This is a genomic window from Nocardia sp. NPDC056000 (assembly GCF_042269265.1).
Lineage (GTDB): Bacteria > Actinomycetota > Actinomycetes > Mycobacteriales > Mycobacteriaceae > Nocardia.
In genome coordinates this window covers 33,125-52,678 of the sequence record NZ_JBHJXS010000011.1, presented here as the reverse complement: position 1 = coordinate 52,678, position 19,554 = coordinate 33,125, and the positions used below count along the sequence as shown (strand labels likewise).

Below are 19,554 nucleotides of genomic sequence, written 5' to 3'. Positions count from 1 at the left end.
CGCACCGCCCGGGTGCCCGGCGGTCCCGCACCCCGCACGCACTTCGGCGTGGGCGAAATCGCTTGCGCGCCTTTGGATCGCGCTCACCATTCGATACCGCGCTGGCCCTTGCGGCCCGCGTCCATGGGGTGCTTGACCTTGGTCATCTCGGTGACGAGGTCGGCTACGTCGAGCAGGGCCTGCGGGGCGTCGCGGCCGGTGATGACCACGTGCTGGTTGCCGGGGCGGTTGCGCAGGGTTTCGACCACCTCGTCGACGTCGACCCAGCCCCATTTGAGGGGGTAGGTGAATTCGTCGAGGACGTAGAAGCGGTGCTGTTCGGCGGCGATGCGGCGGGCGATTTCCTGCCAGCCCGCGAGGGCCGCGGCGGCATGGTCCTCATCGGAGCCCGGTTTGCGGGACCAGGACCAGCCCTCGCCCATCTTGTGCCATTCCACCGCGCCGCCCGCGCCGGTCTCCTCGTGCAGCGTGCCGAGGGTGCGGAAGGCGGCTTCCTCGCCGACCTTCCATTTGGCGCTCTTCACGAACTGGAACACCGCTACATCGAAGCCCTGATTCCACGCCCGGAGCGCCATCCCGAAGGCCGCGGTCGACTTGCCCTTGCCCGGCCCGGTATGCACGGCCAGCACCGGCAGATTCCGGCGCTGCCGTGTGGTCAGCCCGTCGTCCGGAATGCTCTCGGCCAGCGGAACACCCTGAGGCATGGAATCGAACTCCTCTCACCGCGCGGCGTGCGCCGAACGCTCATCCCACCGTGCCACATGCCCGGTGCGAGTCCGCCGCCGGGCGCGCGATCAGCTCAGCGCGTGCGCGATCGCCACCGCGATCCGCCGGAGCCCGCCGAAGAGCAGATAAACCACGCATATCGGTACGACGAACAATGCCAGCGGGAGGTTCCCGCAAACGTTCGCTACTCAACGAGCTGTGGGCGTGCAGCGCGGTGCGATCCGGTCCGCACGATCACCTGGCAGGCAGCGAGCCCGCTTCTCGGGCGACACCCTCGTGATCGAATGGTCAGGCGGCGCGGGTGGCCCGGACCGCGCCCGCCACCGAGTCACCGGTGAGTTCGGAGAGTTGGAGGTAGCCCGCGCGGAGATCACGGGCGAGGTCGCGAGCCAGGCCGAGGCGGATCATGCCGCGTTCGCAATCGATGACCATGGCGGTGACCGATTCGTTGGCCAGCAGGCGGGCGGCGGTGCGGGCGCGCGGGACCGGGGTCGGGCCGCCGGTGGCGCGGCCATCGGTGAGCATGACGAGCATGGGGCGGCGGTGCGGGTCGCGCACGTGTTCGCGGTGAATGACCTCGCGGGCCTTCAGGAGGCCCTGGGCGAGTGGGGTTTTGCCGCCGGTGCGCATATCGGCCAGGCGGCGCACGGCGATATCGACCGAGGAGGTCGGGGGCAGGACGAGTTCGGCGTCCGCGCCCCGGACGGTGATCACGGCGACCTTGTCGCGGCGCTGGTAGGCGTCGCGGAGCAGGGCCACCACGGCGCCGGTGACCGCGGCCAGACGGTCGCGCGAGGCCATGGAGCCGGAGGCGTCGACGACGAAGACGACCAGATTGCCTTCGCGGCCTTCGCGATACGCGCCGCGCAGATCGCCGGGGGCGAATTCGATCGGGCCGGAAATACGGCCGCGAGCGCGCTGATGCGGGGCGGCGGCGAAGATGGTGCCGAGCAGGTGGAGGCCGGTACCGGTTTCGGGGGTGGCGCGCACGACGCGGCCCTGGCGGGTGCGGGCGCGGGAACGGCGGCCGGGAGCACCCTCGCCTACACCGGGGACCTCCCAGCGCGGGGGTTTGGCGATCGAACCGGCGGGGGCGGCGGAGCGGCCCTCGCGGGCGGATGCCTTGCCGCCGTTCGGGTTCCGATTGGACTCGGTGGCATCGGCGTCGCGTCCGGTGGGATCGTCGAGCGGCCCATCCGGAAGCGTGTCGTCCGATCCGTCCGGCAGCATCCCGTCCTGTGATGTGTCGAGCGAATCCTGTTGCGCGCCATCGGGTGCCGGTCGCGCCGGATCCGCACTCGCGTCAGGCCCGGTGTTCGCGCCCTGCGCCGAATCCGCTTCACTCAAAGGCGAATTCGGGTCCTCGACGCCACCGTCGGGATCATCATCCGGGTCGAGGTCCTGCGGCTCCGCATCCTGCGAAGCCGCTTCACCTTTTCCCAGGTCGTCACCGGCGCGAGCCGCTTCCTCAGCCGCCTTGGCCATGGCGTCGTCGAGCTGTTCCTCGCTGATGCCCGGTTCATCGAATGGATCGCGCCGACGACGATGCGGCAGTGCGAGTTCGGCGGCGATGCGCACATCGGCCTCGGTGACCGCGTCACCGCCGCGCCAGGCGGCGTGCGCGGTGGCGGTGCGGGCGACGACCAGGTCCGCGCGCATACCGTCCACATCGAAGGTGGCGCAGAGCGCGGCGATACGGCGCAGTTCCACATTGTCGAGCGCGACGGCGGGAAGCCGATCGCGCGCGGTCAGAATGCGTTCGGCCACTTCACGATCGGCGGGCGCGTAATCCGCGGCGAATCCGGCCGGATCGGCCTCGTAGTCGAGGCGGCGGCGCACCACCGCCATGCGGGTGTCCACATCGCGCGAGGCGACGACGTCCACGGTGAGGCCGAAGCGGTCCAGCAGCTGCGGCCGGAGTTCGCCCTCCTCGGGATTCATGGTGCCCACGAGCACGAATCGCGCCGGATGCGAATGCGATACGCCGTCGCGTTCGATGTGCACGCGGCCCATGGCGGCGGCGTCGAGCAGTACATCGACCAGATGGTCGTGCAGCAGGTTCACCTCGTCGACGTACAGCACGCCGTGATGCGCCGCGGCCAGCAGACCGGGCTTGAACGCCTGTTCGCCATCGCGCAGCACCCGCTCCAGGTCCAGCGAGCCGACCACGCGGTCCTCGGTGGCCCCCACGGGCAACTCCACCAGCCGAGCCGGGCGCGCCCCACTCTCATCCACCACGGGCGGCAGCAATTGCGCCAGCGCGCGCACCACGGTCGATTTCGCGGTCCCCTTCTCGCCGCGCACCAGCACACCGCCGATACCGGGGTGCACCGCGCAGAGAATCAATCCCAGCTGCAGCCGTTCCTGCCCGACGACCGCCGAGAACGGAAAGCCTGCCTCGATATCGGAGGCCGCGCGCTTGGATTCGGTATACACCGCAGAGGAAACCGCCACACCCCAACTCTATGCGCGCGCCACATCGAACCGGCTATGACCCCGCACTCACCCGCGGTCCCGCCCGGTCACACCCCGGGTCGCCAGGCCCGATTGCCGTGCCGTCGCCGATCACCGCACCCCGGGCCGGCAGATGGAAAAACAGCCCCGCAACCGAATTCGGTTGCGGGGCTTGAAGTCTCAGCCTCGGCGCATCGGGATGTGCGGGATGCCGTCTTCGATGTACTCTTCGCCGTCGATCTTGAAGCCGTGCTTGGTGTACATATCGACCAGGTAGGTCTGGGCGTTCAGGCGAACCGTCGCGCCCGATCCCGCTTCGGCGAGGGCCGCCTGCAGTACGCGGGTGGTGTAGCCGTGCCCGCGGGCCGCCGGGGTGGTGCACAGGCGGCCGATGCGGAAGGACTTCACGCCGTCGTCATGCTCTTCGAGCAGTCGGAGGGTGCAGATGACATCACCCTCGTCGTCGAGCCAGAAGTGCCGGGTTTCCGGACCGAGGTCGAGACCGTCGAGTTCGGGATAGGCGCACTTCTGCTCGACGACGAAAACCTCCACGCGAAGTTTCAACAGCTTGTACAGAGTCGAGGTGTCCAGATCCTGGGCCCACGACCTTTTGAGAGCAACCGTTGACATCATCGATTGTTGCTATCACACCTAGGCGTGAGAAGCGACCCCGGAATGGTTCGGCGTGTTCGCGTCGGCCAGGTGCAGGGCCTTCTGCGACCAATCCCAGACCTCGGAGAACAGCGCCTGATTCTCGGACAGCTTGACCCCGAGCGAGGGCACCATTTCCTTGAGTTTCGGCTCCCACGAACCGAATTCACGCGGGAAGCAGCGCTTCATCACATCGAGCATGGCGCTCACACAGGTCGACGCGCCCGGCGAAGCGCCGAGCAGACCGGCGATGGTGCCGTCCTCGGCCGCGACGACCGCGGTGCCGAGCTCGAGCACACCGCCCGCGCCCTTGCGGCGAATCACCTGCACGCGCTGACCGGCGATGATCAGATCCCAGTCGTGGCCGTCGGCGCGCGGCAGGAACTCCGCCATCGCGTCCACACGACCGGCCTGGGACTTGAGCAGTTCGCCCACCAGGTAGTTGACCAGGCTCAGTTCGGTGACGCCGACGCCGAGCATGGAGAACAGGTTGTTCGGCTTCACCGACTTGAACAGATCGGTGTTCTTGCCGTCCTTGAGGAACTTGGGCGTCCATCCCGCGTACGGGCCGAACAGCAGCCCGCGCTCACCGTTGATGACGCGAGTGTCCAAGTGCGGCACCGACATCGGCGGCGCGCCGACCGAAGCCTGGCCGTACACCTTGGCCTCGTGCTGGGCGATCAGGGCCGGGTTCTTGCAGCGCAGGAACAGACCCGACACCGGGAAGCCTCCGAAACCGGAGATCTCCTTGATGCCCGACTTCTGCAGCAGCGGCAGCGCGCCGCCGCCCGCACCGACGAAGACGAACTTGGCGTGGATGACGCGGGTCTTACCGGTGCGCAGGTTACGGACCTTGACCAGCCAGGAGCCGTCGGACTGCTTGGTGAGGTTCTTCACCTCGTGCCCGAAGGCGATATCCGCACCGGACTTGCCCAGGTACGCCAGCAGCTCCTTGGTGAGCTCACCGAAATCGATATCGGTGCCGTAGTCGGTCCAGTTCAACGCGACCGGATCGGAGAAATCGCGACCCTTGGACATCAGCGGTAGTCGCCGCGCGAACTCGTCCTTGTCGTTGATGTACTCCATGCCCTCGAACAGCGGATGCCGCGACAGCGCCTCCTGGCGCTTACGCAGGTATTCCACGCCGTCCGCGCCGTGCGTGAAGCTCACGTGCGGGATGGGGTTGATGAAGTTCGAGGGATTGGCCAGGATGCCGTTCTCGACCGCATGCGACCAGAACTGGCGCGACACCTGGAAGCGCTCGTTGATATCGATGGCCTTGGCGATCTCCACCGAGCCGTCGGCGTTCTGCGGCGTGTAGTTCAGCTCGCAGAGGGCGGAGTGACCGGTGCCCGCGTTGTTCCACGGATCGCTGGACTCCGCGGCGGCGGCATCGAGACGCTCGAAGAGCGAGATCGACCAGTCCGGCTGCACCTGTCGAAGCAGTGCGCCGAGGGTGGCACTCATGATGCCTGCGCCGATGAGGACTACATCGGTCTTTTCAATCGTGGCAGCATTGTTCGACACGGCGTTGATCGACTTCCTTGTCTGTGTAGGGCAACCCAGCGGCAGTTAGGTTACCCGTCGTTCACCTAACTTCGATTGTGCCCCTGGACACGCCGAAATCAGGCAGCGAAAAGGCCGAATGTGAGAGATACCTCCACGCTCATTTTTCACCTTCGCCGTTTACATTGGGCCATGTGACCTCTGATACGTCATCCACCGCAACCACGTCCGCATCGACCGGCGCGGCGGGCGTTTGGCAGCCCGACGTGCTCGGATCCGATTATCAGCAGCTGACTCTGGCGCTCGGGCCGGACCCGGACGGGCAGGGCGACGCCTTCGCCACGCTGATCCGCTACACGCCCGCGTCCGCGCCGGCGGCCAGCAGCGCCGTGCTGTACGTGCACGGGTTCACCGACTACTTCTTCCAGGAGCACCTCGCCGAGCACATGGCGGCGCAGGGCATCGCGTTCTACGCGCTGGATCTGCGCAAGTGCGGGCGCTCCACCCGGGACGGGCAGACGCCGCACTATGTGACCGATCTCGCGCTGTACGACGTGGAGCTGAACCGATCCCTGAAGATCATTCGCGAGGAGACCGGGCTGCCGGTGCTCGTGATGGGGCATTCGACCGGCGGACTGGTCACCTCGCTGTGGCTGAACCGGCTCAACGCGGCGGGCGGGTCTCGCGCACAGGGGATTTCGGGGCTGGTGCTGAACAGCCCGTGGTTCGATCTGCAGGGGCCGTCGTACTACCGCAGCCCGCTGAGCAATGCGGTGTTGCAGGGGGTCGGGCGGTTGAGCGCGCTGACCGCGCTGCCGCTGGGCAAGGCGACCACCTACGGAGACAGCCTGCACAACACCGTATCCGGGGAATGGGATTACAACCTGGACTGGAAGCCGTTGAGCGGCTTCGCCGTTCACGCGGGCTGGCTGCGGGCGATCCGGCGCGGGCACGCCCGGGTGCATCGCGGGCTCGATATCGGCGTACCCGCACTGGTGCTGCGCTCCAAGATGACCAAGTTCATGGCCAAGTACGGCCCGGCCGCCGATGTCTCGGACGTGGTGCTGGATGTGAAGCAGATTCAGCGCTGGGCGGGTTGCCTGGGCGATCGCACCAATATCGTGCCGATCGAAGGCGCACGTCACGACGTGTTCCTGTCCTCGGAACAGCCGCGCACCCAGGCGTTCGCGGAGTTGGATTCCTGGCTGACGTGGCTGGCGGAGTCGCCGCAGGCGAAGGCGTAAGACCCGGAAAAGCCGCTGACCGCGCATCGGATTCGAGGCGCGGTCAGTGAGCGGGGTGGGTCACCAGAAGCTGGTGCGCAGGACTATCTCGGTGGCGAGTTCGTGGCCCGCTTCGGTGGCAACGTCGGTGACATCGACCGGGACGAGGCGGAATTCGCCGTAGACGTAGCGGCCGGAGGCTTCGGCGGCCGCGCGAGGCAGGCGTTTGGTGGCCAGCAGGGTGGTGGGGATTTCCACCGGGGGGCAGGTGGCGTCCGCGATGGCGCCGTCCGCGCCGGGGGCGGCCGGGTGGCCGCTGCCCGCGGCGATGAGGCTCATGAAGCGGCCGAAGCCGCGCGCGGCCAGCTGCCAGGCCAGATCCGCGCCGGTGCCCGCACCGACCAGGTTCGCCCAGGGCACCTTCAGTTCGTCGAGGATGCCGAAGACCGCCGCGTTATCGAGCCCGTCCGCGGGTTCGATGACGATCGTGCGCAGGTCCGAGGTCTGCAATCGTGCACAGACCTGGTCATATACATCGGCCGGATCGCCCGCATCGGGAAGTAGGAGCACGTGGTGGCGGGATTCGGAGCCTCCGACCCGCACGGCCCATACGCGGTCACCGACCGTGATCCGCCGAGATTCCATATCGAGTCACGCTACACGGCGCGCAAACGCCCCGAACGCGTGTCGCCCGGATTGCTGTGATCGCCGTCACCGCGACCTCGACGGATCCGCGCCGAATTCCCGAAAACCGGGCCGCCCAAGTGGCACAGACCACTGATTCGCCTGTCGGCCAACCCTTCCCACGTGTCGGCCGCCACGCGAACCCCGGCCGAAAGTCACATGTGCCGTGCGACACCGACCCCACCCCGGGGAAGGCCGGGACCACCACCGAGGGACTCGCGCCGCGCGAAAACTCAGACGGCCTCCGGGTCGAGAGTCCTCCGTATGCGGCCGATCACACCGGCTCCCGTGCGGTGATCGAGGATTCGCACGTGGTGCGCACCGACAGACCGCACGAGTCGGGGATATTCAGCGGCTGACCGTGAGGGTTGGGAGGTTCGGGGGTGCGCCGGTGTCGATGAGGCGCTCGAGGGCGGGGAGGTCGAGGTACTTCTCCATGAGGTCGGCGAGTAGGTCGAGTTGGGTGGCTCGGACCTGGGCGACCGAGATGTTTTCGGCGACAATGAAATCGGCGGTGGAGTGGGACGCCACGTCACGGAGGAAGGCGCGGCGGAATTCGTCGGATTCGAGTGCGCCGTGCAGGTGGGTGCCCCAGATCGCCCCGCGCACACTGCCTTCGGGGACGCCGTCGAGTTCGAGCCAAGGCCGGTCGCCGTTGTGGCGTACACGGCCGTGGTGAATCTCGTAGCCGTGCACCGGAATTGCGGCGGTCTCCGCGATGGGCCGGATGTCCGTCTCATCGCTCACGCCGCTATCCGTGCTGCCGTAACCGAGAGCGTGACCAGTACTGCGGCGCAGGACCTTCGGGTCGGCGAATTCGATGTCCAGGTCGAGGAGGCCGAGGCCCTCGACGGTGCCCGCCGCGGATTCGACTCGGTCGTCGATGGTGCGGGCGAGCATTTGGTAGCCGCCGCAGATGCCGAGGATGGGGCCGCCGCGGGTTGCTCGCTCCTGGAGGGCGGCGGCTATTCCGGTGCGGCGCAACCATTCCAGGTCGCCGACGGTGGATTTACTGCCGGGCAGCACCACCAGGTCGGCTCCGGCGAGGCGGGAGGGGTCGGTGACCCAGCGGACGGAGACGCCCGGTTCGCAGGCGAGGGCTTCCACGTCGGTGGAGTTGGAGATGCGGGGTAGGCGGATGGCGGCCACTGTAAGCCAGTCCCTACCCAGTGGGGGCTGGGAGCGGCCTACAGGGGCGTCCGCGATGGTGCCCAGGGAGTCCTCGGCATCGATCCAGAGGTCTTCTGCGAAGGGGATGACGCCGAGGGTGGGGCGGCCGGTCAGCTCGGTGAGCTGATCCAGGCCGGGGCGGAGCAGGTCGACGTCGCCGCGGAATTTATTGATGATGTAGCCCGAGATGAGTTGCTGGTCTTCGGGTTCCAGGATGGCGACGGTGCCGAAGAGGTGGGCGAGCACGCCACCGCGATCGATATCGCCGACCAGCAGGACCGGGAGGTCCGCGGCCCGGGCCAGTCCCATGTTCGCGAGATCGGTTGCGCGCAGGTTGATTTCGGCGGGTGAGCCCGCACCCTCGCAGATGACCACGTCGAATTCGGCGCGCAGGGACGCCAATTCCTCGGCGACGATGGCGCGCAATTCGGTGCGATGCCGGAAGTAGTCCTTGGCACCCACGGTGTCGATTGCCTTGCCGCGCACCACGAGTTGGGAGCGGCGGTCGCTGCCGGGCTTGAGCAGCACCGGATTGAAGCGCACGCTCGGTTCCAGCCCGCACGCTCGCGCCTGCAATGCCTGGGCGCGCCCGATCTCCCCGCCGTCCAGGGTGACGACGGAGTTGTTCGACATGTTCTGCGCCTTGAACGGCGCGACCCGCATCCCGCGCCGGGCCAGCATGCGGCAGAGCCCGGCCACGACAACGCTTTTCCCGGCGTCGGAGGTGGTGCCCGCGATCAGCAGCGCGCCTTTCACGCGCGCTGCCCGATCACGAATCCGGCGGCAGCCGAACTCACGGCAGGGTGAGGATTTCAGCGCCGTTCTCGTTGACGACCAGGGTGTGCTCGAACTGGGCCGTCCACTTGCGGTCCTTGGTGACCACGGTCCAGCCGTCGGACCAGATCTCGTAGTCGATGCCGCCGAGGTTGATCATGGGCTCGATGGTGAAGGTCATGCCGGTTTCGATTTCGGATTCGACGGCGGGCTGGTCGTAATGCAGGATCACCAGGCCGCTGTGGAAGGTGGGGCCGACGCCGTGGCCGGTGAAGTCGCGCACCACGCCGTAGTCGAAGCGGTTGGCGTAGGACTCGATGACGCGGCCGATGACATTGAGCGCCCGGCCCGGCTTGACGGCCTTGATGGCGCGCAGCGTGGCCTCTTCGGTGCGCTCGACGAGCAGCCGCACCTCTTCGTCGACATCGCCCGCGAGGTAGGTCTTGTTGGTGTCGCCGTGTACGCCGCCGATGAACGCGGTGACGTCGATATTGACGATGTCACCGTCCTCGATGACGGTGGAGTCCGGAATGCCGTGGCAGATGACCTCATTGAGCGAGGTGCAGCAGGACTTGGGGAAGCCCTTGTAGCCCAGCGTCGACGGGTAGGCGCCATTGTCGATCAGGTATTCGTGCACGATGCGGTCGAGCTCATCGGTGGTGACGCCGGGGGCGACCGCCTTGCCCGCCTCTTCCAGGGCCTGTGCGGCGAGCTTGCTCGCGATGCGCATGGCCTCGATGGTTTCGGGCGTCTGCACCCAGGGCTCGTTGCCCTCCTTGGCCGTCTTCTTCCAGACGTACTCGGGCCGCTCGATGGACTTGGGCACCTCACGAATGGGCGATTGGGTGCCGGGAACGAGGGGTTGGCGGGTGCGCACTGACATGAGAACAAGACTATCCGGCCGATGCGGGCGACTCTCCCCGAGCTGCGCGGAATGTTTCCGGACTACGGTCCGTTTAAGCTCACAGGTTGACTTGGAAACAACATTGGAAGGTGCGTACGCCGTGGAACTGGGACTGACGACATTCGCCGAGACGCACCCCGTCGGCGGGGACGGCCCGGTGCCGACCGCGGGCGAACGACTGCGCCAGGTGGTCGAGGAGGCCGTGGTCACCGAACAGGCCGGACTCGATGTGTACGGCGTGGGCGAACACCACCGCAAGGATTTCGCCGCCTCCTCCCCCGCCGTGGTGCTGGCCGCCATCGCCTCGCGCACCGAGCGCATCCAGCTCACCAGTGCGGTGACGGTGCTCAGCTCGGCTGATCCGGTGCGGGCCTATCAGGACTTCTCCACCCTGGACGGATTGTCCAACGGCCGAGCCGAACTCATGGCGGGCCGCGGCTCGTTCATCGAATCGTTCCCGCTGTTCGGCTACGACCTGTCCGATTACGACGAACTCTTCGAGGAGAAGCTGGCACTGCTGCTGAAGATCCGCGAGGAGGGCCCGGTCACCTGGGAGGGCAATTTCCGTGCCCCGCTGACCGACGCCATCGTCTACCCGCGCACCGAGAACCGGCCGCTGCCGGTCTGGATCGCCGTCGGCGGCAGCCCCGAATCCGTGGTCCGCGCAGGGCTTTTGGGCCTGCCGCTGGCCATCGCGATCATCGGCGGCCAGCCCGCGCGTTTCAAACCGCTGGTGGAGCTGTACCACAAGGCACTGGAGCAGGGCGGGCATGAGAAGCAGCCGGTGGCGGTGCACGCGCACGGCTATGTCGCGGAAACCGATGAGCAGGCGGTCGCGGACTTCTACGCCCCCTACGCCCGCGCCATGTCCGGTATCGGCCGCGAACGCGGCTGGGGCCCGATGACCCGCGAGCAGTTCGCGGCGCTGCGCTCGCAGAGCGGTTCTCTGTTCGTCGGCACCCCCGACTACGTGGCGGGCAAGATCGCCAAGGTCCGCGACGATCTCGGCCTGGACCGCTTCATGCTGCACACCAGCGTGGGCACCCTGCCGCACGAGAAGGTGCTGCGCAATATCGAACTGCTCGGCGAGAAGGTGGCCCCGCAGGTCCGCTGAGCGTAATCGCCTGTCCCGCTTCAGATCACCGCGCCGACGTCCTGGGCGACCAGGGCGTCGAGCGCACGTTCGGCCACGGCCGCGATGGTCAGGGACGGGTTGCAGGCGGCGGTATTGCCCGGCATGAGGGCACCGTCGAGAACGTAAAGGCCGCGCTGGCCCAGGACTCTGCCGTTCAGGTCGCAGACGGTGCCCATGCTCGCGCCGCCGAGTGGATGCCAGGTGGAGGGGAATGCGGCGTTGGTGTCGGTGAGAGTGCTTGCGGGGCCCGCGATTCGGCGGGTGGTGGGGCCGATGCGGTTGTCCTGGATGAAGGCATCGCCGTCGGCGGGCCAGTGCAGGGTGGCGTCGTCGGTGGCGGAGTCGTAGGTGAAGTGACCCCGGCCGTCACTGACGCCGTAGCCGACCATCATGGTGCTCTTCGGGTCCATGGGCAGCGGTGGGATGGAAGCCTGGATGACGGTATGCGCGGTGTGCGGGTCGTCCCAGTTGAGTGAGCCGTAGACGACCGGACCGCCCTGTGCGGTACCGAAATTCGCGTTGGGATCGGTCCAGATGTAGATGCGGTCGGCGTTGGTGCCCCAGCCTTGGCCCAGTCCCTCGGGGAGGTCGGGGATATGACCCTTCGCGCCCGCGCGCATGAGGAGTCTGGTGGTGTTGAGGCTGCCCGCCGACAGCACCAGGGCGGGGGTGGTGATGAGTTTGTCGGCGATGACGGTTCCGGCGGTGTCGAGCTGTTGGACGTGCAGGGTCCAGCGGCCGTCGGGGGCGCGTTCGATATCCGAAACCTGGTGCAGGGTTTGAATATTCACGCGGCCGGTGGCTTCGGCGGCGGCCAGGTAGGTGACGTCGACCGAATGCTTGCCGCCGTTGTTGACGCCCATCGCGCCGTCGCCGTTCGTGTACGACGGTTTCATCTCCCCGCGCAGTTCGGCGAGGGCGAAGTTCCAGTCGATGGGCATGGGGATCTTGGAGAGCGGCAGCCCCGCCTGCCGGACCCGATCGGCGAAATAGCGGGCGGCGGCGTAATTGGGGCTGTCTACGAGCTCGTCGGGTGCGACCGCGAGGCCCAGCATGCGGGCCGCGCGCGGATAGTGCACGCGATTCATGGCCGCCCAGTCCAACTGCTCCGGGAAATGGGTGTTGAACACCGACTCCGTGGGCTGGAGTGACATGCCCTGGTAGATCAGCGAGCCGCCGCCGAGACCGGCCGCGCACAGGGCCGTCATATTCTCGCCGGGCACGGCTTCCACCAGGCCGGTGTACGGCTCGAAAGCCACTGGCCTACCGAATAGTTCGGGGCTCGAGCGGTACCACAGCATGCGCTTGTCCGGCGCGGACGCACGCGGGAAGGTCTCCGCGTTCGGCCCGGTGGGCCAGCGCATGCCGCGCTCCAGCAGCAGCACCTGAACGCCCGCTTCGGCCAGGCGCAGCGCGGTGACGCCACCGCCGAAACCGGAGCCGACAACCACGACGCGATGTTCCTCGCGGGTCAGCGGTACGCTGTTGACACGAGCAGCTATGCCGTTGCGCGCGTTGATATTCCGGGATCCGACGAGCACAGCTCCGGCGGCGGTTGCGCCGAGCAGCAGTGAGCGGCGCGAGAGTACGGGCATGCGAAACCTTCGAAAATGTGCGGAAAGTGTTGTGCCGCTGGGTGGTCAGGAACCTATGGTGGAGTGCTGATCGGCGGGCGGACTGTAGACAGCGGGGTCCAGCTCGAGGGCCAGGAATCCGTTGTCCGCGCACGTGGTCCAGAGTTGATTGCCGCGCCATTCCGGCGCGGAGAAGCACCAGTCGGTGGACAGGTCGCCGAGCGCGATCCTGCCGGTGCGCGAGCTCTGCGCCTGCGACAGGTCGAACTGCCCGGCGATGACCGCCTGTGCGATGGTCGGAGCGGCGAGCAGCGGCGGGCCGATGATCGAGGCCAGCGCGTGCGGTGAGTTCCACAGTTCGGTGTTGTTCCCGGTGCGCGCGGGCGGGTTGTAGTAGGCGATCTCGCGAATGTCGTGCGGGTCGCGGATATCGAAAACCCTTATGCCGGAGGAGGTCCAGCCGCAGGCCAGTGCGGTGGGATCGATCGGGCGATCGGCGGCGCAGTAGTGCGCGTCATAGCCGAACAGCGATCCGCCCGAGGCGGAGGCGAGCATGCTGTCTTGGTTGACGAGCTGATTGATCTCGAGCTTGATGGAGTTGACGATGCGCGGATTGCGTTCATCGGAGATATCGATGAACTTCACCCCACCCGAGCCCGCTTCGTCGACGGTGAGCACGTAGGGCGTGCCACCGATAGTCACCGGGATATCGTGCTGGGTCGCCCAGCCGTCGGTCCAGGTCATCGAAGCCAGCTGCGGCACTTGCGGATTGGGATCTCGCCGCTGCACCGCACTGATATCGAGCACGTTGAGTCCGCCGAAGTTATTGGCCAGGTACATGCGATTGCCGTCGGCCGCGAAGCCGAAGCCGTGCATGGACAAGCCCTGCAATCCCTGCCACACCACGTGCGGTGCGGCGGGATCGGAGATATCCACGGCGGACACCAAACCCGGTGCGACACCGGAACTCCAGTAGGTGTTGCCGTCCGGTGAGAACCCGCCCTCATGCGAGGTGACCGGCAGCGGCAGCCGCAGATCGGTGCCCGGCCCCGGATTGAGCAGCCGCGGATGCGCGCAATCGGAGATGTCGTAGATCGACAGCAGTCCCGCACCGGTCAGTGCGGGTACGCCCGCGCCGACCAGCAGTTTGCGAGTTTCGTTGACCTTCAAGCTTTCCCAGGTCCCCGCTCGCATGGCGGGCTCGTCGAGATTCGCCGTCAGCACCGGATTCGCCGGATCGGAGACGTCGAGCACCTGCACGCCCTGCACCGGGCCGAGCAGATCGCCGGGGAAGAAGGTGCCGATATAGGTGCAGTGCTCGAAGCTCACCGAGGTGATACCGCCGCCCCGGCCCGCGTAGTTGCCGAGCCGCCGGATATTGCACGTGTAGCCGTCCCGGCTGCGCCCGCTGTCGCGGTCGGCGGCGGGCACATCGCCCTGCATGCCGGTCTCCGGATTCGAGCCGGGCCCGCAATTCGCCCGTGCCACCGTGGAATTCCCGCCGGAGGACCCCGAGGGCCATTGTCCGGAGGCGGCGCTGATCGGCAGCAGCGCGAGCGCGGCCCCGAAGATGAAGGATCGCCGCAGTAGCGGCCTGAGGAATGAAGTCATGGGCACGGTCCCGCGACGCCGCGGGCAGCCTTTCGTAATGCGTTGAGCCACAGTACGGTTCGCCCGCCGAGAGGTCCTCGGGGCGTGCGCCCGCCGATCGGGTTCCGGATGTGAACCCTCGCCGGTAACTGGGTTACCAGTAACGAAGTTACCATGATGGGGTGGGTAAAGATCAAGAGCCGGACGCATATACGCGGATAATCGCCGTGGTCCTGGAACTGCTGGCCGAGAACGGCTACGACGGCGTGCAATTGCGCACCGTCGCGAGCCGCGCGCACGTCTCGCTCACCAAGGTCTACAAGCTCTTCCCCACCCGCGACGAACTCATCGTGTCCGCCCTCGAACAGTGGATGACCGAGCACACCTACGCCGAGGTGGCGCCCGTCAGCCCCGGCGAATCGGTGCGCGATGCCATGACCCGCGTGCTGCGCTGCGTGTTCGAGCCCTGGGAGAAGCACCCCACCATGCTCGAGGCGTATCACCACGCCCGCACCGCCCCCGGCGGCCATCGCCTGGACGTCCAGGGCGTCTCGGCCATCCTCCCCATCGCCGAGGCGGCGCTGCGCGATCTGGACCAGTCCTACATCGAGGACATCGCCCTGATCCTGCCCAATATGGTGATGGCCCTGATCGCCCGATTCGCCGGCGGCACACTGGAAATCACCGCCATCCTGCCCATCCTGGAGCGCACGGTCTACCGCCTCACCGCCGATAACGAATCCGCGGCGACCACCCGATCGGCCACCCCGACACCCCAGCACCCCGCCCTGGCCAATATCTCCACCACACTCGGCCAAATGGGTACGCGCCAGGACGGCTCGGCGCGATAGCCGACAATTAGGACATATGCCCGATACCGGGAAGCGCTTAATCTGCCTACCGTCGAGGACGCTCGTCCTATCCCTGTTCAGTAGTAGAGGTCAAAATGTCGAAGATTCTTGCCGGCGTGCTGCTCGGCGCCGGTGTGCTCGGTTCGGTCATCATCCCGGGACCGGCGGCTCACGCGGGTTCGCCGGTGTGCTCGAAGGCGATCGAGCTGATCAACACCGCGATCGACAGCCCGGCGGGACTCGATGCGGACACGACGGCAGCCCTTGCCGACCGGCTTTCCGGATTGCTGGTCGTCGCCGGTGGCGCCGAGCGCGACAGCATCTCCGCCTATGTGGATGCGTTGCGCGATCCCGAGATCACCGACCTGGCCGCGGTCACCGATGAACTCAACCGCGCCTGCGCCTGACAGCTTCCGATAACCCGAACCCCTTGTGCGCGCCAGGATTTCGTGACTGCGCACACGGATTCGGCAAGCTGCGAGGTCAGTCGGTGAGGGTGGCCTGGAAGGCGATGCGGTCGCCCCGATAGAGCGAGCGGACCCGCTCTATCGGGGTGCCGTCGGTGTCCACGCTGCGGCGGTGCAGCAGCAGCATGGGCAGGGCGGTGGTGCATTCCAGCAGTGCGGCCTCGCGCGGTGAGGCCAGCACCGTTTCGATGCGTTCGGTGGCCGAGGCGTAGGCGACGCCCATGGCGCGGGTGGCGGCATACAGCGAGGTCTGCGGTTCGTAGAAGTCGCGCAGTACGGCGAAGCGGTCCAGCGGCATGAATGTGCTTTCCAGGCCGATACGTTCACCGTCGGCGAGCAGTATCCGCTCCAGGTGCATGACCGGCGTGCCCGGAGTCAGTTCGAGATCGTGGGCGGTGTCCGGATCGGCGGGGATATCGGTCCACGCCACGAGTAGACGCCCCGGCGTGCGGCCGAATTTGAGCGCGCCCTCGGTATAGGAGCGCAAGGTCAAGGGCTGCACCATCTTCGGGCGGGAGACCACCGTGCCGCGACCCTGGCGGCGAATCCTGCCCTCCACCAACAACTCTCGCACCGCCTGGCGAACCGTCTCGCGGGCCACGCCGCAGCGCAGCGCGAGATCGCGTTCCGACGGCAGCGGATCGCCCTCATTGAGTTCGCCGAGCAGCGCTTCGAGTTCGGTGCGCACTCGGTACGACTTCGGTATACGGGCGCCCACCCCGGCAACGTCCGTTGTGTCCATGCCCATCAATGTACACAAGATTGGTCTATACCAATTGTTAACCTAGCGTTTGCACACGAAACACTCCTAGGTCTAGACCATTGGCCACCATGAGTCCCATGCGATTGGTCATCATCGGCGGAGGAATTCTCGGCACCGCCCACGCCCTCGCCGCGATCGGACGCGGCCACGAAGTCATCCAACTGGAACGCGAGGTGGAGGCGCGCGGCGCCACCGTCCGCAATTTCGGTTTGGTGTGGGTGTCCGGCCGCAGCGCGAACGAACTCGACATCACGCTGCGCTCGCGCCAGCTGTGGGAGGAGATCGGCGGTAAGGTGCCCGGCGTCGGATTCCGGCCCGCCGGATCCATGACGCTGGTGCGCACCGAGAACGAACTCGCCGTCGCCGAGGCGGCCATGCGCAACCCGTCGGCCGCCGAACGCGGTTTCGAACTGCTGGATCCGGACGCGGTGCGCAAGGTCAACCCGGCCCTGCGCGGCAAATTCGTTGCCGGACTGCACTGTTCGAAGGACGGCGCGGTGGAGTCCCGGCAGGCGCTGCCCGCGCTGCGCCGCTATATGGAGGCCACCGGGCGCTACACCTTCTTCGGCGGCACCGAGGCGCGGAGCATCACCGGCACCACCGTGCTCGATGATCGCGGCCGCCGCCACGAAGGCGATCTGGTGATTTCCTGCCCGGGTGCGGCGCATTCGGGTCTGACCCGCGAACTCGTCGGCGATATCCCGGTGCGGCGGGTGCGGTTGCAGATGATGCAGACCGCGCCGCTGGGCGAACCGCTCACCACGGCCTTCGCCGACGGCGACAGCTTCCGCTACTACCCCGCCTTCCAGGGGCCGGAGCTCGATCGTCTCAATAACGAAGAGGCGCAGCCGTTCACGGCCGCGCAGCACAAGATGCAGCTGCTGTGTGTACAGCGCCTGCACGGTGGGCTCACCATCGGTGACACCCACGAATACGACGAGCCGTTCAACTTCGATGTGGACGAGGCGCCGTACGAGCACCTGGTCACCGTCGCCGAGGAACTGCTCGGCCGCAAACTCCCGCAGGTGGTGCGGCGCTGGGCTGGCGTGTACAGCCAGTCCATCGATCCGGGCGCGATCGTGACCCGCGCGCAGGCCGCCGACAACGTCTGGGTGATCACCGGTCCGGGTGGCCGCGGTATGACGCTCGGCCCCGCGCTCGGCGAGGAAACCGCCGACCTGCTCAACCTCTGACTTTAAGGAAAACAGTTGTCCTACAAGCAGATCGATCTCGCGGTACTGGATATGGCCGGTACCACCGTCGCCGATGACGGGCTGGTGATCCGCGCCTTCGATGTGGCCGCCACCAGCGCGGGCATTCCGGAGCAGGGCCCCGAACGCGAGGCCGCCCGGCAGTACGTGATCGACACCATGGGCCAGTCCAAGATCGTGGTCTTCCGGGCGCTGCTCGGTGACGAGGACCGCGCGCAGCAGGCCAATACCGCCTTCGAGGCCGCCTACGCCGAATTCGCCGATGCCGGTGTCACGCCGATTCCCGGTGCGGAGGAAGCCATTTCGGCGCTGCGCAAGGCCGGTATCAAGGTGGCGCTGACCACCGGCTTCAGCCGCGAAACCCAGGACAAACTGCTGAACGCGCTGGGCTGGAACGATATCGCCGATCTCACCCTGGCCCCGTCCGATGCCGGACGCGGCCGCCCCTACCCGGACATGGTGCTGACCGCGCTGCTGCGCCTGGGCATCGACGCCGTGGATCGCGTTGCGGTACTGGGCGATACGTCCAGCGATATCGGCACCGGGCTGGCCGCGGGCGCGCGCATCGTCGCGGGCACGCTGACCGGCGCGCATAACGAGGAACAGCTGCGCGCCGCGGGCGCGACGCATGTGGTGCCGTCGGTGGTCGACTTCGCCGCACTGCTGCTCACCAAGGGCTGATCCCCAGGATTCCGCCGCATCCATGAGGGGGCGGCGGGTACACCCCCCGTCCCTTCGACTCGACACCTCCCCACGAACTGAAAGTTGCAGTCACCGTGCGTAATAAGAACAACCGCCTCGCACGCACCATCGCCCGTACCGCTCTCATTCTCACCTCCGCCACCGCGGTCGCGTTCAGCCTCACCGCCTGCGGCGGCACCGGCAGCGATTCGAGCGACGGCAAGACCGTCACCGTCTACTCCGCCGACGGTGTCGGCGACTGGTACAAGACCCAGTTCGCGAAGTTCAAGGACCAGACCGGTATTTCGGTGAACCTGGTCGAGGCCGGCTCCGGCGAGGTCGTGAACCGCGTGGAGAAGGAACAGTCCAACCCGCAGGCCGATGTCATCGTGACGCTGCCGCCGTTCATGCAGAAGGCCGCCAAGTCGAATCTGCTGCAGGCCAGCGGCGTCGATCTGGGCGCGTTCCCGGCCAGCGAGAAGGACGCGGCGGGCAATTGGGTAAGCCTGGCGGGCAACTACCTCTGCTTCATCGCCAACCCGACCGTCGAGGCCGCCAAGGTGACCTGGGACGATCTGCTCAAGCCCGATTACAAGGGCAAGATCCAGTACTCCACCCCCGGCCAGGCCGGTGACGGCACCGCCGTGCTGATCCTGCTGCAGCAGCTCTACGGCAAGCAGGGCGCGCTGGACTACCTCGCCAAGCTGCAGGCCAACAATGTCGGCCCGTCCTCCTCCACCGGCAAGCTGCAGGCCAAGGTCGACAAGGGCGAGATCCTCATCGCCAACGGCGATGTGCAGATGAACCTGGCGACCATCAAGGACAAGGGCTCCAAGTTCAACGTCTTCTTCCCGGCCACCGCCGACGGTAAGCAGTCCACCGTGGCGCTGCCCTACCTGATGGGCCTGGCCAAGGGCGCTCCGCATTCGGACGCCGGTAAGAAGCTGATGACCTACCTGCTCTCGGCCGATGTGCAGAAGACCCTGACCGATGCCAACGCCGTCTCGGCGCGCACCGATCTCAAGGACGCCCCGGCGCCCACCGGCAACACCGTGTCCCCGGCCTCGCTGGTGCGCAATGTCGATGTGGTGCACCCGGATTGGAACGCGGTGCTCGATTCGCTCGACACCGATGTCGCCGCGTACACGAAGGCCACCGGCAGCTAATCGCCCGACCACAGGAGCAGCAAC

17 protein-coding genes are annotated in these 19,554 nt (G+C 67.1%); 7 read left to right on the top strand and 10 right to left on the bottom strand.

Annotated features, from left to right (window positions below; genetic code table 11):
- Window positions 1-83: 83 nt before the first annotated feature.
- From cobO to mqo, 4 genes are all read right to left on the bottom strand, one after another.
- Complete coding sequence (cobO, locus tag ACFC4D_RS29855) at window positions 84-704, bottom strand: cob(I)yrinic acid a,c-diamide adenosyltransferase (RefSeq protein WP_376068290.1); 621 nt, start codon at window positions 702-704, stop codon at window positions 84-86.
- Window positions 705-1,014: 310 nt separating this feature from the next.
- A complete protein-coding gene (locus ACFC4D_RS29850) occupies window positions 1,015-3,180 on the bottom strand; it encodes a magnesium chelatase subunit D family protein (RefSeq protein ID WP_376068289.1) in 2,166 nt (721 codons plus the stop codon).
- Between the two features lie 180 nt (window positions 3,181-3,360).
- Entirely contained in the window at window positions 3,361-3,813 is a 453-nt protein-coding gene (locus tag ACFC4D_RS29845) for a GNAT family N-acetyltransferase (protein WP_364630803.1), read from the bottom strand.
- 18 nt (window positions 3,814-3,831) lie between these two features.
- Window positions 3,832-5,298 carry a malate dehydrogenase (quinone) gene (gene mqo, locus ACFC4D_RS29840; RefSeq protein ID WP_376068680.1) on the bottom strand — a complete coding sequence of 489 codons (1,467 nt, stop codon included), beginning with the start codon at window positions 5,296-5,298 and terminating at the stop codon, window positions 3,832-3,834.
- Window positions 5,299-5,531: 233 nt separating this feature from the next.
- On the opposite strand from mqo, the gene ACFC4D_RS29835 reads away from it, so the two are divergent.
- Window positions 5,532-6,581 (top strand): alpha/beta hydrolase, encoded by a 1,050-nt coding sequence (locus ACFC4D_RS29835; protein WP_376068288.1) that lies wholly within the window; start codon window positions 5,532-5,534, stop codon window positions 6,579-6,581.
- Window positions 6,582-6,641: 60 nt separating this feature from the next.
- Here the strand turns inward: ACFC4D_RS29835 and ACFC4D_RS29830 are convergent, their stop codons facing one another.
- From ACFC4D_RS29830 to map, 3 genes are all read right to left on the bottom strand, one after another.
- Window positions 6,642-7,205, bottom strand: coding sequence for an alpha/beta hydrolase (locus ACFC4D_RS29830; RefSeq protein WP_375954564.1), 564 nt, complete (start codon window positions 7,203-7,205; stop codon window positions 6,642-6,644).
- Between the two features lie 387 nt (window positions 7,206-7,592).
- Window positions 7,593-9,170, bottom strand: coding sequence for a cobyric acid synthase (locus tag ACFC4D_RS29825; RefSeq protein WP_376068287.1), 1,578 nt, complete (start codon window positions 9,168-9,170; stop codon window positions 7,593-7,595).
- A 37-nt stretch (window positions 9,171-9,207) separates the two neighbouring features.
- Window positions 9,208-10,071 (bottom strand): type I methionyl aminopeptidase, encoded by an 864-nt coding sequence (map, locus tag ACFC4D_RS29820; RefSeq protein WP_376068285.1) that lies wholly within the window; start codon window positions 10,069-10,071, stop codon window positions 9,208-9,210.
- A 121-nt stretch (window positions 10,072-10,192) separates the two neighbouring features.
- On the opposite strand from map, the gene ACFC4D_RS29815 reads away from it, so the two are divergent.
- Window positions 10,193-11,206 (top strand): LLM class flavin-dependent oxidoreductase, encoded by a 1,014-nt coding sequence (locus ACFC4D_RS29815; RefSeq protein WP_376068284.1) that lies wholly within the window; start codon window positions 10,193-10,195, stop codon window positions 11,204-11,206.
- 20 nt (window positions 11,207-11,226) lie between these two features.
- On the opposite strand, the gene ACFC4D_RS29810 is transcribed toward ACFC4D_RS29815, so the two are convergent.
- Entirely contained in the window at window positions 11,227-12,822 is a 1,596-nt protein-coding gene (locus ACFC4D_RS29810; protein WP_376068282.1) for a GMC oxidoreductase, read from the bottom strand.
- Window positions 12,823-12,867: 45 nt separating this feature from the next.
- A complete protein-coding gene (locus ACFC4D_RS29805) occupies window positions 12,868-14,412 on the bottom strand; it encodes an LVIVD repeat-containing protein (protein WP_376068281.1) in 1,545 nt (514 codons plus the stop codon).
- A 161-nt stretch (window positions 14,413-14,573) separates the two neighbouring features.
- Here ACFC4D_RS29805 and ACFC4D_RS29800 point away from each other — a divergent pair, with 161 nt between their 5' ends.
- On the top strand, window positions 14,574-15,242 hold the full coding sequence (locus tag ACFC4D_RS29800) for a TetR family transcriptional regulator (protein WP_375954575.1): 669 nt from the start codon (window positions 14,574-14,576) through the stop codon (window positions 15,240-15,242).
- Between the two features lie 95 nt (window positions 15,243-15,337).
- Window positions 15,338-15,649 (top strand): hypothetical protein, encoded by a 312-nt coding sequence (locus tag ACFC4D_RS29795; protein WP_376068279.1) that lies wholly within the window; start codon window positions 15,338-15,340, stop codon window positions 15,647-15,649.
- A 76-nt stretch (window positions 15,650-15,725) separates the two neighbouring features.
- On the opposite strand, the gene ACFC4D_RS29790 is transcribed toward ACFC4D_RS29795, so the two are convergent.
- Window positions 15,726-16,451, bottom strand: coding sequence for a GntR family transcriptional regulator (locus tag ACFC4D_RS29790; protein ID WP_375954579.1), 726 nt, complete (start codon window positions 16,449-16,451; stop codon window positions 15,726-15,728).
- 98 nt (window positions 16,452-16,549) lie between these two features.
- On the opposite strand from ACFC4D_RS29790, the gene ACFC4D_RS29785 reads away from it, so the two are divergent.
- From ACFC4D_RS29785 to ACFC4D_RS29775, 3 genes are all read left to right on the top strand, one after another.
- On the top strand, window positions 16,550-17,665 hold the full coding sequence (locus tag ACFC4D_RS29785) for a TIGR03364 family FAD-dependent oxidoreductase (protein WP_375954581.1): 1,116 nt from the start codon (window positions 16,550-16,552) through the stop codon (window positions 17,663-17,665).
- Between the two features lie 15 nt (window positions 17,666-17,680).
- Entirely contained in the window at window positions 17,681-18,364 is a 684-nt protein-coding gene (locus ACFC4D_RS29780) for a phosphonatase-like hydrolase (protein ID WP_375954582.1), read from the top strand.
- A 95-nt stretch (window positions 18,365-18,459) separates the two neighbouring features.
- A complete protein-coding gene (locus tag ACFC4D_RS29775; protein WP_375954584.1) occupies window positions 18,460-19,530 on the top strand; it encodes a 2-aminoethylphosphonate ABC transporter substrate-binding protein in 1,071 nt (356 codons plus the stop codon).
- Window positions 19,531-19,554 lie beyond the last annotated feature (24 nt).

Excerpts from the sequence above, each read along its gene's own strand:
- ACFC4D_RS29830 (WP_375954564.1), bottom strand. The coding sequence starts at position 7,205 with ATGGAATCTCGGCGGATCACGGTCGGTGACCGCGTATGGGCCGTGCGG.
- cobO (WP_376068290.1), bottom strand. The coding sequence starts at position 704 with ATGCCTCAGGGTGTTCCGCTGGCCGAGAGCATTCCGGACGACGGGCTG.
- ACFC4D_RS29785 (WP_375954581.1), top strand. The coding sequence starts at position 16,550 with ATGCGATTGGTCATCATCGGCGGAGGAATTCTCGGCACCGCCCACGCC.
- ACFC4D_RS29845 (WP_364630803.1), bottom strand. The coding sequence starts at position 3,813 with ATGATGTCAACGGTTGCTCTCAAAAGGTCGTGGGCCCAGGATCTGGAC.
- ACFC4D_RS29810 (WP_376068282.1), bottom strand. The coding sequence starts at position 12,822 with ATGCCCGTACTCTCGCGCCGCTCACTGCTGCTCGGCGCAACCGCCGCC.
- map (WP_376068285.1), bottom strand. The coding sequence starts at position 10,071 with ATGTCAGTGCGCACCCGCCAACCCCTCGTTCCCGGCACCCAATCGCCC.
- ACFC4D_RS29790 (WP_375954579.1), bottom strand. The coding sequence starts at position 16,451 with ATGGACACAACGGACGTTGCCGGGGTGGGCGCCCGTATACCGAAGTCG.
- ACFC4D_RS29805 (WP_376068281.1), bottom strand. The coding sequence starts at position 14,412 with ATGACTTCATTCCTCAGGCCGCTACTGCGGCGATCCTTCATCTTCGGG.
- mqo (WP_376068680.1), bottom strand. The coding sequence starts at position 5,298 with ATGAGTGCCACCCTCGGCGCACTGCTTCGACAGGTGCAGCCGGACTGG.
- ACFC4D_RS29795 (WP_376068279.1), top strand. The coding sequence starts at position 15,338 with ATGTCGAAGATTCTTGCCGGCGTGCTGCTCGGCGCCGGTGTGCTCGGT.